The organism is Pseudomonas sp. PS01270, assembly GCF_029959775.1.
In the GTDB taxonomy this organism is placed as follows: domain Bacteria; phylum Pseudomonadota; class Gammaproteobacteria; order Pseudomonadales; family Pseudomonadaceae; genus Aquipseudomonas; species Aquipseudomonas atacamensis.
Map to the genome: position 1 here is coordinate 52,979 of NZ_JASCPT010000009.1, position 14,331 is coordinate 67,309.

General features: G+C 60.8%; 14 protein-coding genes. 7 read left to right on the forward strand and 7 right to left on the reverse strand.

Going from position 1 to position 14,331, the window contains the following annotated elements; all coding sequences use genetic code 11:
• Window positions 1-151: 151 nt before the first annotated feature.
• The 5 genes from ppx to QMX86_RS05495 all read right to left on the reverse strand — a co-directional run bounded on the left by ppx (window position 152) and on the right by QMX86_RS05495 (window position 4,725).
• Window positions 152-1,654: an exopolyphosphatase gene (gene ppx / locus QMX86_RS05475; protein WP_041476907.1), complete on the reverse strand. Its 1,503-nt coding sequence runs from the start codon at window positions 1,652-1,654 to the stop codon at window positions 152-154.
• 224 nt (window positions 1,655-1,878) lie between these two features.
• Complete coding sequence (locus tag QMX86_RS05480) at window positions 1,879-2,616, reverse strand: amino acid ABC transporter ATP-binding protein (protein ID WP_256807805.1); 738 nt, start codon at window positions 2,614-2,616, stop codon at window positions 1,879-1,881.
• The gene (locus QMX86_RS05485; protein WP_016772621.1) at window positions 2,603-3,253 is read right to left on the reverse strand and encodes an amino acid ABC transporter permease; all 651 of its coding nucleotides are present in this window, start codon (window positions 3,251-3,253) and stop codon (window positions 2,603-2,605) included. Before QMX86_RS05485 ends, QMX86_RS05480 begins: the two co-directional genes overlap by 14 nt.
• Complete coding sequence (locus QMX86_RS05490) at window positions 3,250-3,918, reverse strand: amino acid ABC transporter permease (RefSeq protein ID WP_282386262.1); 669 nt, start codon at window positions 3,916-3,918, stop codon at window positions 3,250-3,252. Before QMX86_RS05490 ends, QMX86_RS05485 begins: the two co-directional genes overlap by 4 nt.
• A gap of 21 nt (window positions 3,919-3,939) precedes the next feature.
• Window positions 3,940-4,725: a transporter substrate-binding domain-containing protein gene (locus QMX86_RS05495; protein WP_041476905.1), complete on the reverse strand. Its 786-nt coding sequence runs from the start codon at window positions 4,723-4,725 to the stop codon at window positions 3,940-3,942.
• A gap of 256 nt (window positions 4,726-4,981) precedes the next feature.
• On the opposite strand from QMX86_RS05495, the gene QMX86_RS05500 reads away from it, so the two are divergent.
• The 6 genes from QMX86_RS05500 to QMX86_RS05525 all read left to right on the forward strand — a co-directional run bounded on the left by QMX86_RS05500 (window position 4,982) and on the right by QMX86_RS05525 (window position 11,174).
• On the forward strand, window positions 4,982-5,689 hold the full coding sequence (locus tag QMX86_RS05500) for a FadR/GntR family transcriptional regulator (RefSeq protein WP_073471078.1): 708 nt from the start codon (window positions 4,982-4,984) through the stop codon (window positions 5,687-5,689).
• Window positions 5,690-5,809: 120 nt separating this feature from the next.
• Window positions 5,810-6,139 carry a thioredoxin TrxA gene (trxA, locus tag QMX86_RS05505; RefSeq protein WP_003206727.1) on the forward strand — a complete coding sequence of 110 codons (330 nt, stop codon included), beginning with the start codon at window positions 5,810-5,812 and terminating at the stop codon, window positions 6,137-6,139.
• Window positions 6,140-6,387: 248 nt separating this feature from the next.
• Window positions 6,388-7,647, forward strand: a complete 1,260-nt coding sequence (gene rho, locus QMX86_RS05510; RefSeq protein WP_003229334.1) for a transcription termination factor Rho — start codon at window positions 6,388-6,390, stop codon at window positions 7,645-7,647.
• A gap of 239 nt (window positions 7,648-7,886) precedes the next feature.
• Window positions 7,887-9,353, forward strand: a complete 1,467-nt coding sequence (ubiD, locus tag QMX86_RS05515; protein ID WP_039757427.1) for a 4-hydroxy-3-polyprenylbenzoate decarboxylase — start codon at window positions 7,887-7,889, stop codon at window positions 9,351-9,353.
• The gene (locus QMX86_RS05520) at window positions 9,353-10,321 is read left to right on the forward strand and encodes a CDP-6-deoxy-delta-3,4-glucoseen reductase (RefSeq protein WP_282386257.1); all 969 of its coding nucleotides are present in this window, start codon (window positions 9,353-9,355) and stop codon (window positions 10,319-10,321) included. Before ubiD ends, QMX86_RS05520 begins: the two co-directional genes overlap by 1 nt.
• Window positions 10,322-10,505: 184 nt before the next feature.
• Entirely contained in the window at window positions 10,506-11,174 is a 669-nt protein-coding gene (locus QMX86_RS05525) for a gamma-glutamylcyclotransferase (RefSeq protein WP_024014748.1), read from the forward strand.
• Here QMX86_RS05525 and glpT read toward each other — a convergent pair.
• A complete protein-coding gene (glpT, locus tag QMX86_RS05530; protein ID WP_024014747.1) occupies window positions 11,150-12,499 on the reverse strand; it encodes a glycerol-3-phosphate transporter in 1,350 nt (449 codons plus the stop codon). The two genes, QMX86_RS05525 and glpT, sit on opposite strands and share 25 nt — an antisense overlap.
• Before the next feature lie 257 nt (window positions 12,500-12,756).
• Window positions 12,757-13,734: an NADPH:quinone oxidoreductase family protein gene (locus QMX86_RS05535; protein ID WP_282386255.1), complete on the reverse strand. Its 978-nt coding sequence runs from the start codon at window positions 13,732-13,734 to the stop codon at window positions 12,757-12,759.
• A 150-nt stretch (window positions 13,735-13,884) separates the two neighbouring features.
• On the opposite strand from QMX86_RS05535, the gene QMX86_RS05540 reads away from it, so the two are divergent.
• The gene (locus QMX86_RS05540; RefSeq protein WP_056791694.1) at window positions 13,885-14,292 is read left to right on the forward strand and encodes a flagellar basal body-associated protein FliL; all 408 of its coding nucleotides are present in this window, start codon (window positions 13,885-13,887) and stop codon (window positions 14,290-14,292) included.
• Window positions 14,293-14,331 lie beyond the last annotated feature (39 nt).

Below are 14,331 nucleotides of genomic sequence, written 5' to 3' on the forward strand. Positions count from 1 at the left end.
GCGATCCCTCGGGATCGCCTTTTTTGTACCTACAGTGATTCCGACCTGTGGCGAGGGGATTTATCCCCGTTGGGCGCGAAGCGACCCCTTGAGTCAAAATCGGGCCTGCTGCGCAGGCCAGCGGGGATAAATCCCCTCGCCACAATCAGTGTCAATGCACCGTGAGGACGATCCCCACCCGCGTCAACCAGTCCGCCTCAAGCCCGAAATCCGCCTGGGTCAGCTGATTTTCATCCAGCCAGTTCTCCGGGAATTCCACATCGAGATGGTCGCCATTGGCATGCAGCGCCACCTGCGGCATCGCCTGGGTTCCGCGAATGTGATGGAACAGAATGGCGAACCGCAGCAGCACGCACAGGCGAATCAGCTTGATGCCGTCATCGCCGAATTCGGCGAACTTGTCCTTGGGAATATTGCGCCGGTGCCCGCGCACCAATAGCGCGAGCATCTGCTGATCCTCGCGGGAGAAGCCGGCCAGATCGGAGTGCTCGATCAGGTAGGCGCCGTGCTTGTGGTAGTGATAGTGAGCGATGTCGAGGCCGACTTCGTGTACTTTCGCCGCCCAGCCGAGCAGTTCGCGCCAGATGCCGTCATCCAGCTCCCAGTCGACGGCGACCTGATCGAACGCGTGCAGGGCCTTGCGCTCGACCCGCGCCGCCTGTTCCAGATCGACGTGATAGCGCTCCATCAGCGAGGTCAGGGTGCGTTCGCGCACGTCTTCGTGATGATGGCGGCCGAGCAGGTCGTAGAGCACGCCTTCACGCAGCGCGCCTTCACAATGATCCATGCGTTGCAGTTCGAGGGCGTCGAAGATCGCTTCGAGAATCGCCAGGCCCGCCGGGAAGATCGCGCGGCGGTCAGGCTTGATGCCTTCGAAATCGATCTTGTCGGCGTCGCCGAGCTTGAACAATTTGCGCTTGAGCCACGCCAGGCCTTCGGCGTTGACCTCGCCGCTGCCGTGGCCGCCAGCCTTCAGGGCCAGGCCGATGGCGCGAATCGTACCGGAGGAGCCGATGGCTTCATCCCAGGTCAGGCGATGCAGGGCGTGCTCGATGCTCATGATCTCCAGGCGCGCCGCCGTGTAGGCCTGGGCGTAGCGCGCCGGGGTGATCTTGCCGTCCTTGAAGTAGCGCTGGGTGAAACTCACGCAGCCCATTTGCAGGCTTTCGCGCAGCAACGGCTCGAAGCGCTGGCCGATGATGAATTCAGTACTGCCGCCGCCGATGTCGGCGACCAAACGTTTGCCTGGGGTGTCGGCGAGTGTGTGCGAAACGCCGAGATAGATCAGGCGCGCTTCTTCACGGCCGGAGATGACTTCTACCGTGTGGCCGAGGATTTCCTCGGCGCGGCGGATGAACTCGCCACGGTTGCGTGCTTCACGCAGGGCGTTGGTGCCGACGATGCGCACGGCGCCGAGCGGCATACCGTTGATCAGTTGGGCAAAGCGCTTGAGGCAATCGAGGCCGCGCTGCATCGATTCTTCGTTGAGCTGGCGCGCATCGTCGATGCCAGCGGCCAGTTGCACCTTCTCGCCGAGGCGCTCGAGGATGCGGATTTCGCCGTTCTGGGCCTTGGCCACGACCATGTGAAAGCTGTTGGAGCCCAGGTCGATTGCGGCGATCAGGGACAGATTCTTGGCTTGGGATTGCGGCATGGTCAGGGGGTCTCGGTCGATAACCCCGACATCGTGCCACGATCAAACGCTGGCGCCAACGCACATGGTTCAAACCGCCGGAGCGCGCACCCCGAACCTGATCGTTCCCACGCTCCGCGTGGGAATGCCTCACCGGACGCTCTGCGTCCGCTTTTGGGACGCGGAGCGTCCCTGGCTGCATTCCCACGCGGAGCGTGGGAACGATCAACAGGACAGAGGGCCTTTCAGGCTGTCGCTTCCACCGTGCCAATAAAGTTCGCCAGCTCGACCGTCTGCGGATTGGCAAACAACACCTTCGGATCGCCCACCTCATGCACCTTGCCATGGTGCATGAACACCAGTTTGTCGCCCACCTCTCGGGCAAAGCGCATCTCGTGGGTGACCATGATCAGCGTCATGCCTTCCTTGGCCAACTGCCGCACCACGCTGAGCACTTCATTGACCAGTTCCGGGTCCAGTGCCGAAGTGATTTCATCGCACAGCAGCACCTTCGGCGACATCGCCAAAGCCCGGGCAATCGCCACCCGCTGTTGCTGCCCGCCGGACAGGCGATCCGGGAAAGCATCGAATTTCTCCCCGAGCCCGACTCGCTCGAGCATTTCGCGCGCCAGTTCGGCAGCCTTGGCCTTGGGTACTTTTTGCACCACTTGCGGCGCGAGCATGACGTTCTCCCCGACGGTCAGGTGCGGGAACAGGTTGAACTGCTGGAAGACCATGCCGACCTTCTGTCGCAGGCTGCGCAGATCAGCGCGGGCGGCGTCGAGGTATTCGCCGTCGACTTCGATCACGCCGTCGTTGATCGACTCCAGGCCGTTGAGTGTGCGCAACAGAGTCGATTTGCCCGAGCCGCTGCGGCCGATGATCGCCACGACCTGGCCTTCCTCGACGCTGAGGTCGATGCCTTTGAGTACGTGGTGATCGCCGTAGTATTTATGCAGGGCGGAAATTCTAAGCAGAGGCATGCAGTCTCCTTTCCAGGTAGCGCGCACTGAGGGACAAGGGGTAGCAGAGCAGGAAGTAGCCGAGGGCGACGAGGCCGTAGACCATGAACGGTTCGAACGTGGCATTGGCGAGCATGCCGCCGGTCTTGGTCAGTTCGGTGAAGCCGATGATCGAGGTCACCGCTGTGCCTTTGACCACTTGCACCGAGAAGCCTACGGTCGGCGCCACGGCGATGCGCAGCGCTTGCGGCAGAATCACGTAGCGCAATTGCTCGAGCGGATTGAGCGCCAGGCTCGACGAAGCTTCCCACTGACCGTGGGGAATAGCCTCGACGCAACCGCGCCAGATCTCCGCCAGATAGGCGCTGGTGAACAAGGTCAAAGCGATCGCGGCGGCCATCCACGGCGAAATCTCGATCCCGGCCAGCGCCACACCGAAGAACACCAGAAACAGCTGCATCAACAGTGGCGTGCCCTGAAACAGCTCGATCCAGGTGCGGGCGATGCTGCTGGGCAGCGTGTTCTTGGAGATTCGCATCACCAGAATCAGCAGGCCGACGAGGCCGCCGCCAATGAACGCCACCAGCGACAGCGCCAGCGTCCATTGCAGGCCGGTGAGCAGGTTGCGCAGGATGTCCCAGAAAGTGAAATCGCTCATTGGCTGCTCCTCGAAATGAACCGCCGGCCGAACCAGTTGAGCAATTGGCGGATCAGCTGCGCCATGCACAGGTAAATCAGGGTGGTCAGCGCGTAGGTTTCAAAGGCGCGGAAGTTGCGTGACTGAATGAAGTTGGCGGCGAAGCTCAATTCTTCCGTGGCGATCTGCGAACACACCGCCGAACCGAGCATGACGATGATGATCTGGCTGCTCAGCGCCGGCCAGACCTTGCCCAGCGCTGGCAGCAGGACGACGTGGCGGAACGCTTCGAAGCGCGTCATCGCCAGTGCCGCTGCCGCTTCCAGCTGCCCGCGCGGAATCGCCTGGATGCCGGCGCGGATGATTTCGGTCGAATAGGCGCCAAGGTTGATCACCATCGCCAGCACCGCCGCCTGCCATTCGGAAATCTGCACGCCGAGCGACGGCAGGCCGAAGAAGATGAAGAACAGTTGCACCAGAAACGGCGTGTTGCGGATCAACTCGACGTAGACGCCGAAGATCGCCGAGAACGGGCGAATCTGCCAAGCTCGCACCAGCGCGCCGACAATGCCCACGCCAACCCCGAGCAGCGCGCCAATGGCGGTCAGCTCAAGGGTGAACAGTGCGCCGCGCAGCAGTAGGTCGGTGTTTTCTACCACCGGCATAAAATCGAACTGATAAGCCATGAAGGTCTCCCGCGCAGTCGATCAGAGATCGGCCGGCAGCGGCTCTTTCAGCCAGGTCTGCGAGTTCTTTTCCAGTGCGCCGTCAGCCTTGGCGGTGTTGAGGATGTCGTTGACCTTGGCCAGCAACGCCGCTTCGTTCTTGTTCACACCGACGTAGACCGGCGAATCCTTGAGCTTCACTTTCAGCGCCGGCACGCGCTTGGGGTTCTTCTCGCTGATGGCCACCATCACTACGTTGCCGCTGGCGATCAGATCGACCTGGCCTGCCAGATAAGCAGCGATGGTCGAGTTGTTGTCTTCGAAACGTTTGATGGTCACGCCTTCGGGGGCGACTTTGCTCAGCTCGATGTCTTCGATGGCGCCCCGGGTGACGCTGATGGTCTTGCCCTTGAGGTCGTCGAGGCTGGTGATCGCAGCGTCTGGCGGACCGAACACGGCGAGGTAGAACGGCGCATAGGCGCGGGAGAAGTCGATGACTTTCTCACGCTCGGGGTTTTTGCCGAGGCTGGAAATCACCAGATCGACTTTGCCGGTGGTGAGGAACGGGATGCGGTTGGTGCTGTTGACCGGGGTCAGTTCAAGTTTGACCTTGAGTTGGTCAGCGAGCAGTTTCGCCGTGTCGATATCCAGGCCGCGCGGTTTCATGTCCGGGCCGACCGAGCCGAACGGCGGGAAGTCCTGGGGCACGGCGACTTTCAGCGTGCCGCGTTTGACCACGTCGTCCAGACCGTCGGCGTGAGCGGGGGCCTGGCACAGCAGCAGGCCGGCAAACAGGGAAGCGAGGAGGGCGCTGTAACGCTGGGTCATGGACAATCTCCGGATCGGCGGGAAGTGGTTGCTGCGATCGGACAGAGCATGGGCCGTGCCAACAGGCGGATTTCGCCCCGGCAGGCCGCGGCATCAGCGGCTTGGTTCGGTCTTACTGGTCTGAACAGTCAACTCGGTTTTCGCACTGCGATGGCGCATCGGCAGTGCGCGCCGAACCCCGCTGGGGCACGACTTGCCGGACTCGACGAATAGCTTTACAACTAGCCGCACCTTGGCCCTGACGCGTCCGCACATCATGAATTCGATCTCCCGCGCCGTACCCGAAGTGGCGCTGCAAGCGATCCGCAAACTGATCACCGAACAGGGCTTCGGCGCTGGCGATGCGTTGCCTTCGCAACGGGATCTGGCGCTGCAACTGGGCGTCAGTCGGGCATCGTTGCGTGAAGCGCTGTCGTCGCTCAGTGCACTGGGCGTGGTCAGCATTCAGCCGGGCAAGGGCGTGTTCGTGCAGTCACCGGTCGAATTGTCGCGCGGCGACAACGCGCCAGGCTGGTCGTTTGCGGCGCAGGCATCACCGCTGGATATCTTTCAATTGCGCTATGCGCTCGAAGGGTTTGCAGCAGGGTTGGCGGCGGTGACGTTGAGCACGTTCGATCTGGATGCGCTGGAAGACAACGTTGCGGCCATGCGCGAGCAATTGAAGCTCGGCGACTTTGAGGCAGCGGCGAAACTCGACTTCGAATTCCACCGGCGCATCCTTCTTGCCAGCGGCAACCAGGCGATGCTGAGCATCCTCACCGCCAGCGCCGAGATCTTTCTCGAGAGCCAGAAACTGCCGTTCATCCGCGCCGAGCGCGCCATGGAAACCTGGCAGGAACATCGCAAGATCCTCCGTGCCCTGGCGCGCCGCGCGTCGGGGGCGGCGCAGAAAGCCATGCAGGAACACGTGCGCAACGCCGCCCTGCGCACCGGAATCGCCTTCATCGCTCCCGCCACGGCGTGACTTGAGCTATACCCAAACTCATCAAGGGCCATAGCAACACTCAATCATCTGCGGCTTCCTGAACAAGGGAAGGGCGGCTATGATGGGCCACGTTTTTTTGCTTACAACCTGGAGAATTCCATGAGCAGCGATCTGATCAAACACGTTAGCGACGCTAGCTTCGAAGCCGACGTACTCAAGGCCGAAGGCGCTGTCCTGGTCGACTACTGGGCTGAATGGTGCGGCCCTTGCAAAATGATCGCACCGGTTCTGGACGAGATTGCCGAGACTTACAAAGGCAAGCTGACCGTCGCCAAACTGAACATCGACGAAAACCAGGAAACCCCGGCCAAGCATGGCGTGCGTGGTATCCCGACGCTGATGCTGTTCAAGAACGGCAACGTTGAAGCGACCAAGGTCGGCGCACTGTCGAAGTCGCAGCTGGCGGCGTTCCTCGACGCCAACATCTGAGCGTCGCAGTAAAACGCTGAAAAAAAGCCCCGCAAATCGCGGGGCTTTTTGCGTATTCAGGGCTAGACGCTCCGAAACTCAGGTGGTACATTCGGCCCCGCACTGGTTTCTCCAATGCCCCCTGCTAGCCGTCGCCGACGCACTCCTTTTCGAATTAGTTCGCGATCCTGTCGCCTTCTCCGCGGCGCGGCCTCATTAAGCCAAAAGCTTAATTTCCCCCCCTCCATAAATGATTACGTCATTCCTATATGAATCTGACTGAACTCAAGCAAAAGCCGATTACCGAACTGCTCGAATTGGCCGAACAGATGGGCATAGAAAATATGGCCCGTTCGCGCAAGCAGGACGTGATTTTCTCCCTGCTGAAAAAGCACGCGAAAAGCGGCGAGGAAATCTCCGGTGATGGCGTGCTGGAGATTCTCCAGGACGGCTTCGGCTTCCTGCGCTCCGCAGACGCTTCCTACCTCGCCGGCCCTGACGACATCTACGTCTCGCCGAGCCAGATCCGCCGCTTCAACTTGCGCACCGGTGACACCATCGTTGGCAAGATCCGCCCTCCGAAGGAAGGCGAGCGGTATTTCGCCCTGCTCAAGGTCGACACGATCAACTTCGATCGTCCGGAGAACGCGAAAAACAAGATTCTCTTCGAGAACCTGACGCCGCTGTTCCCGACCGTGCGCATGAAGATGGAAGCCGGCAACGGTTCCACCGAAGATTTGACCGGTCGCGTGATCGACCTGTGCGCACCGATCGGCAAAGGCCAGCGTGGTCTGATCGTCGCACCGCCGAAAGCCGGTAAAACGATCATGCTGCAGAACATCGCAGCGAACATCGCCCGTAACAATCCTGAAGTTCACCTGATCGTGCTGTTGATCGACGAGCGTCCGGAAGAAGTGACCGAAATGCAGCGCACCGTGCGCGGCGAAGTGGTTGCCTCGACCTTCGACGAGCCGCCGACCCGTCACGTGCAGGTTGCTGAAATGGTAATCGAGAAGGCCAAACGCCTGGTCGAGCACAAGAAAGACGTGGTGATCCTGCTCGATTCCATCACCCGTCTGGCCCGTGCCTACAACACCGTGATCCCGAGCTCCGGCAAGGTCCTGACCGGTGGTGTCGATGCCCACGCCCTCGAGAAGCCGAAGCGTTTCTTCGGTGCCGCGCGTAACATCGAAGAAGGCGGCTCGCTGACCATTATCGCCACCGCGCTGGTTGAAACCGGCTCGAAGATGGACGAAGTGATCTACGAAGAGTTCAAGGGTACCGGCAACATGGAACTGCCTCTGGATCGCAAGATCGCCGAGAAGCGTGTGTTCCCGGCCATCAACATCAACCGCTCCGGCACCCGCCGCGAAGAGTTGCTGACCGCCGACGACGAACTGCAGCGCATGTGGATTCTGCGCAAGCTGCTGCACCCGATGGACGAAGTCGCCGCCATCGAGTTCCTGGTCGACAAGCTGAAAACGACCAAGACCAACGACGAGTTCTTCTTGTCGATGAAACGCAAGTAATACGCTGGCGTTTCAACAAAAGGACGCTCCCGCGAGGGGGCGTTTTTTTTGCCCCGAAAAATCTCGGGCCCATCACGGATATCTGTTGATGGGCGGATTTTGCGGCGTCGGCAGCGCACTCCCGAGTTCGAGGCCTGCGCCTTCGCCGCAGCGCGGGGGCCACAATCGAGCAATGACGGGCTGCTGTTTGCCCCTCAGAGCAGGTAGGATGTACGCCTATTTTGAGGGTGCCATCGTCAATGAAATTCAAGGATCTTCGGGATTTCGTGCAGCAGCTTGAGCAGCGCGGAGAGTTGAAACGCATCCAGATTCCCGTCTCGCCGGTGCTGGAGATGACTGAGGTGTGCGACCGCACGCTGCGGGCCAAAGGCCCGGCATTGTTGTTCGAGAAGCCCACCGGTTACGACATTCCGGTGCTCGGCAACCTGTTCGGCACCCCCGAGCGCGTGGCTATGGGCATGGGCGCCGAGTCGGTCAGCGAACTGCGCGAAATCGGCAAGCTGCTGGCCTTTCTCAAGGAGCCGGAGCCCCCGAAGGGCTTGAAGGACGCGTGGTCGAAACTGCCGATCTTCCGCAAGATCATTTCGATGGCGCCGAAAGTCGTCAAAGACGCGGTGTGCCAGGAAGTGGTCATCGAAGGCGACGACGTCGATCTGGCGATGTTGCCGGTGCAGACCTGCTGGCCCGGCGACGTCGGCCCGCTGATCACCTGGGGTCTGACGGTCACCAAAGGTCCGAACAAGGAACGCCAGAACCTCGGCATCTACCGCCAGCAAGTGATCGGCCGCAACAAGGTGATCATGCGCTGGCTCAGTCACCGTGGCGGTGCTCTCGATTTTCGCGAGTGGTGCGAGAAGCACCCGGGCCAGCCGTTCCCGGTGTCCGTGGCCCTTGGCGCCGATCCGGCGACGATTCTCGGTGCCGTGACGCCGGTACCTGACAGCCTCTCCGAATATGCTTTCGCAGGGCTCTTGCGCGGCAATCGCACGGAACTGGTCAAGTGCCGTGGCAACGATCTGCAAGTGCCGGCCACCGCCGAAATCATTCTTGAAGGCGTGATTCATCCCGGCGAAATGGCCGACGAAGGCCCGTATGGCGACCACACCGGTTACTACAACGAAGTCGACAGCTTCCCGGTGTTCACCGTCGAGCGCATCACCCACCGGATCAAACCGATCTACCACAGCACCTACACCGGGCGGCCGCCGGATGAGCCGGCGATTCTCGGCGTGGCGCTGAACGAAGTGTTCGTACCGATTCTGCAGAAGCAGTTCCCGGAGATCACTGACTTCTACCTGCCGCCGGAAGGCTGCTCGTACCGCATGGCTGTGGTGACGATGAAGAAGTCGTATCCGGGGCATGCCAAGCGCGTGATGCTCGGCGTCTGGTCGTTTTTGCGACAGTTCATGTACACCAAGTTCGTTATCGTCACTGACGACGATATCAACGCCCGCGACTGGAACGACGTGATCTGGGCCATCACCACGCGCATGGACCCCAAGCGCGATACGGTGATGATTGATAACACGCCGATCGACTATCTCGACTTCGCCTCGCCGATTTCCGGCCTGGGCTCGAAAATGGGCCTGGATGCCACCCACAAGTGGCCGGGCGAAACCACCCGCGAGTGGGGCCGCGTGATCGTCAAGGACGACGCCGTCACCCAACGGATCGATGCCATCTGGAATCAGTTAGGAATAGATTGATGCGTGTAACCCTGCAGCCTTCCGGAGCAGTGCTCGAAATACAGCCCGGTGAGCGGATTCTCGACGGTGCGCGGCGCCTGGGCTATGACTGCCCGCAAAGCTGCCGCAACGGCAATTGCCACGTGTGTGCAGCGCTGCTGGTCGAAGGCCGCGTCGAGCAGGCCGGCAAAGTCCACGATCATGGCGAGTTCTACACCTGCATCGCCGCACCGCTGGAAGACTGCGTGCTGCTGTGGGATGGCGTGCTCGCGCTGGGTGAACTGCCGGTGCGCAGCCTGTCGTGTCAGGTCATCGAGTGTCGCGAGGTCGGCGGCGACACCTGGCGCGTGCGTCTGCGTGCGCCAGCAGGCAAGCCGCCGCGCTATCACGCCGGGCAATATTTGATGATCGAGCGTGAGAACGGTGAGAAATCGGCGTTCTCCATGGCTTCGGCGCCCCACGGCGGACGTGATCTGGAAATCCATGTGCTGGCGCGCGAAACCAGTGCGTTGAACCTGATCGAGCAGCTGCAACGCAACCCGATGGTGCGTGTCGAGCTGCCGTTCGGTGACACACATCTTGCGGAGCTGCCCGACGGTCCGCTGGTGTTGATCGCCGCCGGCACCGGCATGGGCCAGATTCACAGTCTGATCGAACATTGCCGCGCTGAAGGTTTCAAGCATCCGGTGCATCTGTACTGGGGCGTGCGCCGCCCGGAAGATTTTTATCAGATCGAGCACTGGGATGAATGGCTGAAGCTGCCCAATCTGTTCCTGCACAAAGTGGTCAGCGACCAGTGTGGCTGGGAAGGGCGCTGCGGAATGTTGCACGAGGCGGTTTGTGAGGATTTCCCCGATCTGAAGGCGCTGCACGTCTATGCCAGCGGTTCGCCGGCGATGGTTTACGGCACTCTGGATGCGCTGGTCGAGGCGGGCATGGACGCGCATCAGATGCGCGCCGACGTCTTCGCCTACGCGCCGCGCTCCTGAGACTTATAACTTGGTATATAGCCGATCGGTATTTATCTAATTAGGCAAATACCGCTAGGTTATATATCGATCAGGCAATTAAGCAGTGGCACTTAATTTGCCTTAAAACATATGTGCCTTATTGTTACAGCGGTGCGTTCTATTAAGTAATTCTTCACCCGCGGGGAGCTGAACGCTATTCGCCATGAGCGCCATTGAAAACGCAATTCTGAACCTGGCTTACCCTCCGCGGCTCGATCTTGGGCCGCAGCTGACGCACGAACAACTTCTCGCTTCCATGCAATCGACCATGGCGCGCCACAAGGGCGGGCCGGTGTGGCTGTTCGCCTATGGCTCGCTGATCTGGCGGCCGGAATGCACGGCGGTTGAGCGCATGCGCGGTCGCGTGCATGGCTATCATCGCGGCTTGTACCTGTGGTCCCACGAGCATCGGGGTACCCCGGAAATGCCCGGTCTGGTGTTCGGTCTGGATCGCGGCGGTTCATGCAGTGGCTTTGCCTACCGCTTGCCGGAAGACAATCTCGATACCGCGCTGTATGCGCTGTGGAAACGCGAGATGCCGTTTCCCTCGTATCGCCCGCACTGGCTCAATTGCCGGCTCGAAGATGGCACTCAGGTGCAGGCCTTGGGATTCGTTCTGGAGCGTCACCTGCCGAGCTATGCCGGCAACTTGCCGGATCATGTGCTCAGCCAGGTGTTCGCCAGCGCCAGCGGGCGTTACGGCACCACTCGCGATTATGTCGAGCAGACCGCGCACGCCCTGCGCAGCCACGCCATGCCAGACCGCAATCTGGAGGCGCGGCTCAAGCGCTGTAAATCACACAGCGATCAGGCGACCGCTTCACGGCTCTGACTGGCGACTTGCTTGTGCCACAGCGTTGGCGCAAGGAAGGCCATCGCCAGCAGGCAAGCGCCGACCAGCAGCACGAAACCGCCATCCCAGCCGAAGTGGTCAACGGTGTAGCCCATCGCCGCACTGGCCGCGACCGAACCCCCAAGATAACCGAACAGACCGGTGAAGCCCGCTGCGGTACCGGCGGCTTTCTTCGGCGCCAGTTCCAGCGCTTGCAGGCCGATCAGCATCACCGGGCCGTAGATCAGGAAGCCGATCGACAGCAGGGCGATCATGTCGACCATCGGATTGCCGGCCGGATTCAGCCAGTACACCAGAGTCGCCACAGTCACCAGGGCCATGAACACCATGCCGGTCAGGCCACGGTTGCCACGGAAGATCTTGTCCGACATCCAGCCGCACAGCAGCGTGCCCGGGATGCCTGCCCACTCGTAGAAGAAATAGGCCCACGAGGTCTTATCCACGGTGAAGCCCTTGGCTTCCTTCAGGTACGTCGGCGCCCAGTCCAGCACGCCGTAGCGCAGCAAGTAGACGAAGACGTTGGCCAGAGCGATGTACCAGAGCATTTTGTTGCGCAGCACGTATTTGACGAAAATTTCCTTGGCGCTGAATTCGTCTTCGTGGCTGGCGTCGTAGCCTTCCGGGTAGTCGTTCTTGTACTGCTCGATTGGCGGCAGGCCGACTGATTGCGGGGTGTCACGCATGGTGATGAAGGCGAACACAGCAACCCCCAATGCGACTGCTGCCGGGACGTAAAACGCCGCATGCCAGTCATTGAACAGGCCCATGCCGATCAGGAACAGCGGGCCGATCAGACCGCCGCCGACGTTATGCGCCACGTTCCACACCGACACCACGCCGCCGCGTTCCTTCTGCGACCACCAGTGCACCATGGTCCGCCCGCTTGGCGGCCAGCCCATGCCCTGCGCCCAGCCGTTGATGAACAGGAGGATGAACATCATCGTCACGCTGGACGTTGCCCACGGCGCGAAACCGAAAATGAACATCACCCCGGCCGAGACCAGCAGACCGAACGGCAGGAAGAAGCGCGGGTTGGAACGGTCGGACACCAGGCCCATGAGGAACTTGGACAAACCGTAAGCGATGGCGATCGCCGACATCGCCAGACCAAGGTCGCCACGGCTGTAGCCTTCATCGATCAGGTACGGCATAGCCAGGGAGAAGTTCTTGCGCAGCAGGTAGTAACCGGCGTAGCCGATAAAGATACCGGCGAAGATCTGCCAGCGCAGGCGGCGGTAGGTGCTGTCTATTTTTTCTTCAGGCAATGGAGCCTGATGTGCGGCAGGACGAAAGAAAGCAAACATTCAAGAGCTCCAGTTTTCTTGTTTTGACTGCGGATGCGAATGTTACAGTTTCGTTACCGAAAATAGCATCGCTTCACGTCGGCAAAACAGCGGAAATTTGGGCAGATGAACGTTCCTTTATGAACATGTCGCTCTGAGACAAGTACGCGGCGCTGAGGGAATGGTGGCTCGGGTGGGTTTCTGCGGTTTTGCGCATGGGAGAGGTAGACCTCAACGCTAAAGCGATCCGGATGGTTGCTCCGGATCGCTCCATGTTGTTAACGAACCTGAACGACAACCTTGCCCACAGCCTTGCGCTGGCCGAGATCATCGATTGCCTGCGCGGCATTGCTCAGCGGATACACCTGCGATACCAGCGGTTTGAGTTTGCCCTCGGCAAACCAGCTGAACAGCTGCTGGAAGTTGGCTGCGTTGTCCTGGGGCTGGCGTTGGGCAAAAGAACCCCAGAACACGCCGAGCACCGCCGCGCCTTTGAGCAGGGCGAGGTTGACCGGCAGTTCCGGGATGCGTCCGCTGGCGAAGCCGACCACCAGCAGGCGACCGTTCCAGGCGATGGCGCGGATGGCCTGGTCGAACAGGTCGCCGCCGACCGGGTCGTAGATCACGTCGGCGCCCTGGCCGTCGGTGAGGCGTTTGATCTCGTCCTTGAGGCTGGCTTCGCTGTAGTTGATCAGTTCATCGGCGCCGGCAGCCTTGGCCACCGCGAGTTTCTCGGCACTGCTGGCGGCGGCGATCACCCGGGCGCCCATGGCTTTGCCGATCTCCACCGCGGCGAGGCCGACGCCGCCCGACGCGCCGAGCACCAGCAGGGTTTCGCCCGGTTGCAGTTGGGCGCGTTGCTTGAGTGCGTGCATCGACGTGCCGTAGGTCATGCTGAATGCAGCGGCAATGTTGAAGTCCATCGACGGTGGAATCGGCAACACGTTGTAGCCCGGCACCGCCACCTGCTCGGCAAAACTGCCCCAGCCAGTCAGGGCCATGACCCGGTCGCCGACTTTCAGATGGCTGACCTTTTCCCCGACTTCACGCACCACGCCCGCCGCTTCACCGCCCGGCGAAAACGGGAAGGGCGGTTTGAACTGGTACTTGCCCTCGATGATCAGCGTGTCCGGGAAATTGACTCCGGCAGCGTGCACGTCCAGCAGGATTTCATTCTTCTTGGCGACAGGACTGGCGACGTCTTCCAGCACCAGCGATTCGGCAGGGCCGAAGGCTTTGCACAGCACGGCTTTCATCAGGGCTATTCCTTTGGGAGTGATGGCCGATAAGTGTAGGTGTGTGAATCAACGGGTCAACGAGCATGCCCGGCCCTGATAGTCAGCCATAAGCTTGTGCTTGCGCGGCGGGTCGTTATGCTAGGCCGCAAACCGGATAAGGAGCGAATTGTGAAAGCGTGGATCATGTTGTTGCTGGCCCTGTCTCTGCCTGTGGCAGCACTGGCCGAAGAAGCCAAAGAAGGCGAGGCGCCGAAGGTCAATTACATCACCCTGAGCCCGCCGTTCGTCGGCAACTATGGCCTGGACGGCACCGCCAAGCTCAAGGTCTACAAGGCCGATGTGGCATTGCGTGTGACTGGTGAAGAGGCGACCAAACTGGTCAAGGCCAACGAGCCGCTGATCCGTAATCAACTGGTGGCGTTGTTCACTCAGCAGTCGACCGAGGCGATGGGCAGCATCGAGGGCAAGGAAAAGCTGCGTCAGGAAGCGTTGAAGCAGACCCAGCAGGTCATGAATGACGAGACCGGCAAGCCGGTGGTTGAGGATCTGTTGTTCAACAACCTGATCATTCAGTAAGTCATTCGCCGTCCGGGCAGGCCTCTTCGCGAGCAGGCT

Excerpts from the sequence above, each read along its gene's own strand:
- ppx (WP_041476907.1), bottom strand. The coding sequence starts at position 1,654 with ATGCCGCAATCCCAAGCCAAGAATCTGTCCCTGATCGCCGCAATCGAC.
- QMX86_RS05480 (WP_256807805.1), bottom strand. The coding sequence starts at position 2,616 with ATGCCTCTGCTTAGAATTTCCGCCCTGCATAAATACTACGGCGATCAC.
- QMX86_RS05485 (WP_016772621.1), bottom strand. The coding sequence starts at position 3,253 with ATGAGCGATTTCACTTTCTGGGACATCCTGCGCAACCTGCTCACCGGC.
- QMX86_RS05490 (WP_282386262.1), bottom strand. The coding sequence starts at position 3,918 with ATGGCTTATCAGTTCGATTTTATGCCGGTGGTAGAAAACACCGACCTA.
- QMX86_RS05495 (WP_041476905.1), bottom strand. The coding sequence starts at position 4,725 with ATGACCCAGCGTTACAGCGCCCTCCTCGCTTCCCTGTTTGCCGGCCTG.
- QMX86_RS05500 (WP_073471078.1), top strand. The coding sequence starts at position 4,982 with ATGAATTCGATCTCCCGCGCCGTACCCGAAGTGGCGCTGCAAGCGATC.
- trxA (WP_003206727.1), top strand. The coding sequence starts at position 5,810 with ATGAGCAGCGATCTGATCAAACACGTTAGCGACGCTAGCTTCGAAGCC.
- rho (WP_003229334.1), top strand. The coding sequence starts at position 6,388 with ATGAATCTGACTGAACTCAAGCAAAAGCCGATTACCGAACTGCTCGAA.
- ubiD (WP_039757427.1), top strand. The coding sequence starts at position 7,887 with ATGAAATTCAAGGATCTTCGGGATTTCGTGCAGCAGCTTGAGCAGCGC.
- QMX86_RS05520 (WP_282386257.1), top strand. The coding sequence starts at position 9,353 with ATGCGTGTAACCCTGCAGCCTTCCGGAGCAGTGCTCGAAATACAGCCC.
- QMX86_RS05525 (WP_024014748.1), top strand. The coding sequence starts at position 10,506 with ATGAGCGCCATTGAAAACGCAATTCTGAACCTGGCTTACCCTCCGCGG.
- glpT (WP_024014747.1), bottom strand. The coding sequence starts at position 12,499 with ATGTTTGCTTTCTTTCGTCCTGCCGCACATCAGGCTCCATTGCCTGAA.
- QMX86_RS05535 (WP_282386255.1), bottom strand. The coding sequence starts at position 13,734 with ATGAAAGCCGTGCTGTGCAAAGCCTTCGGCCCTGCCGAATCGCTGGTG.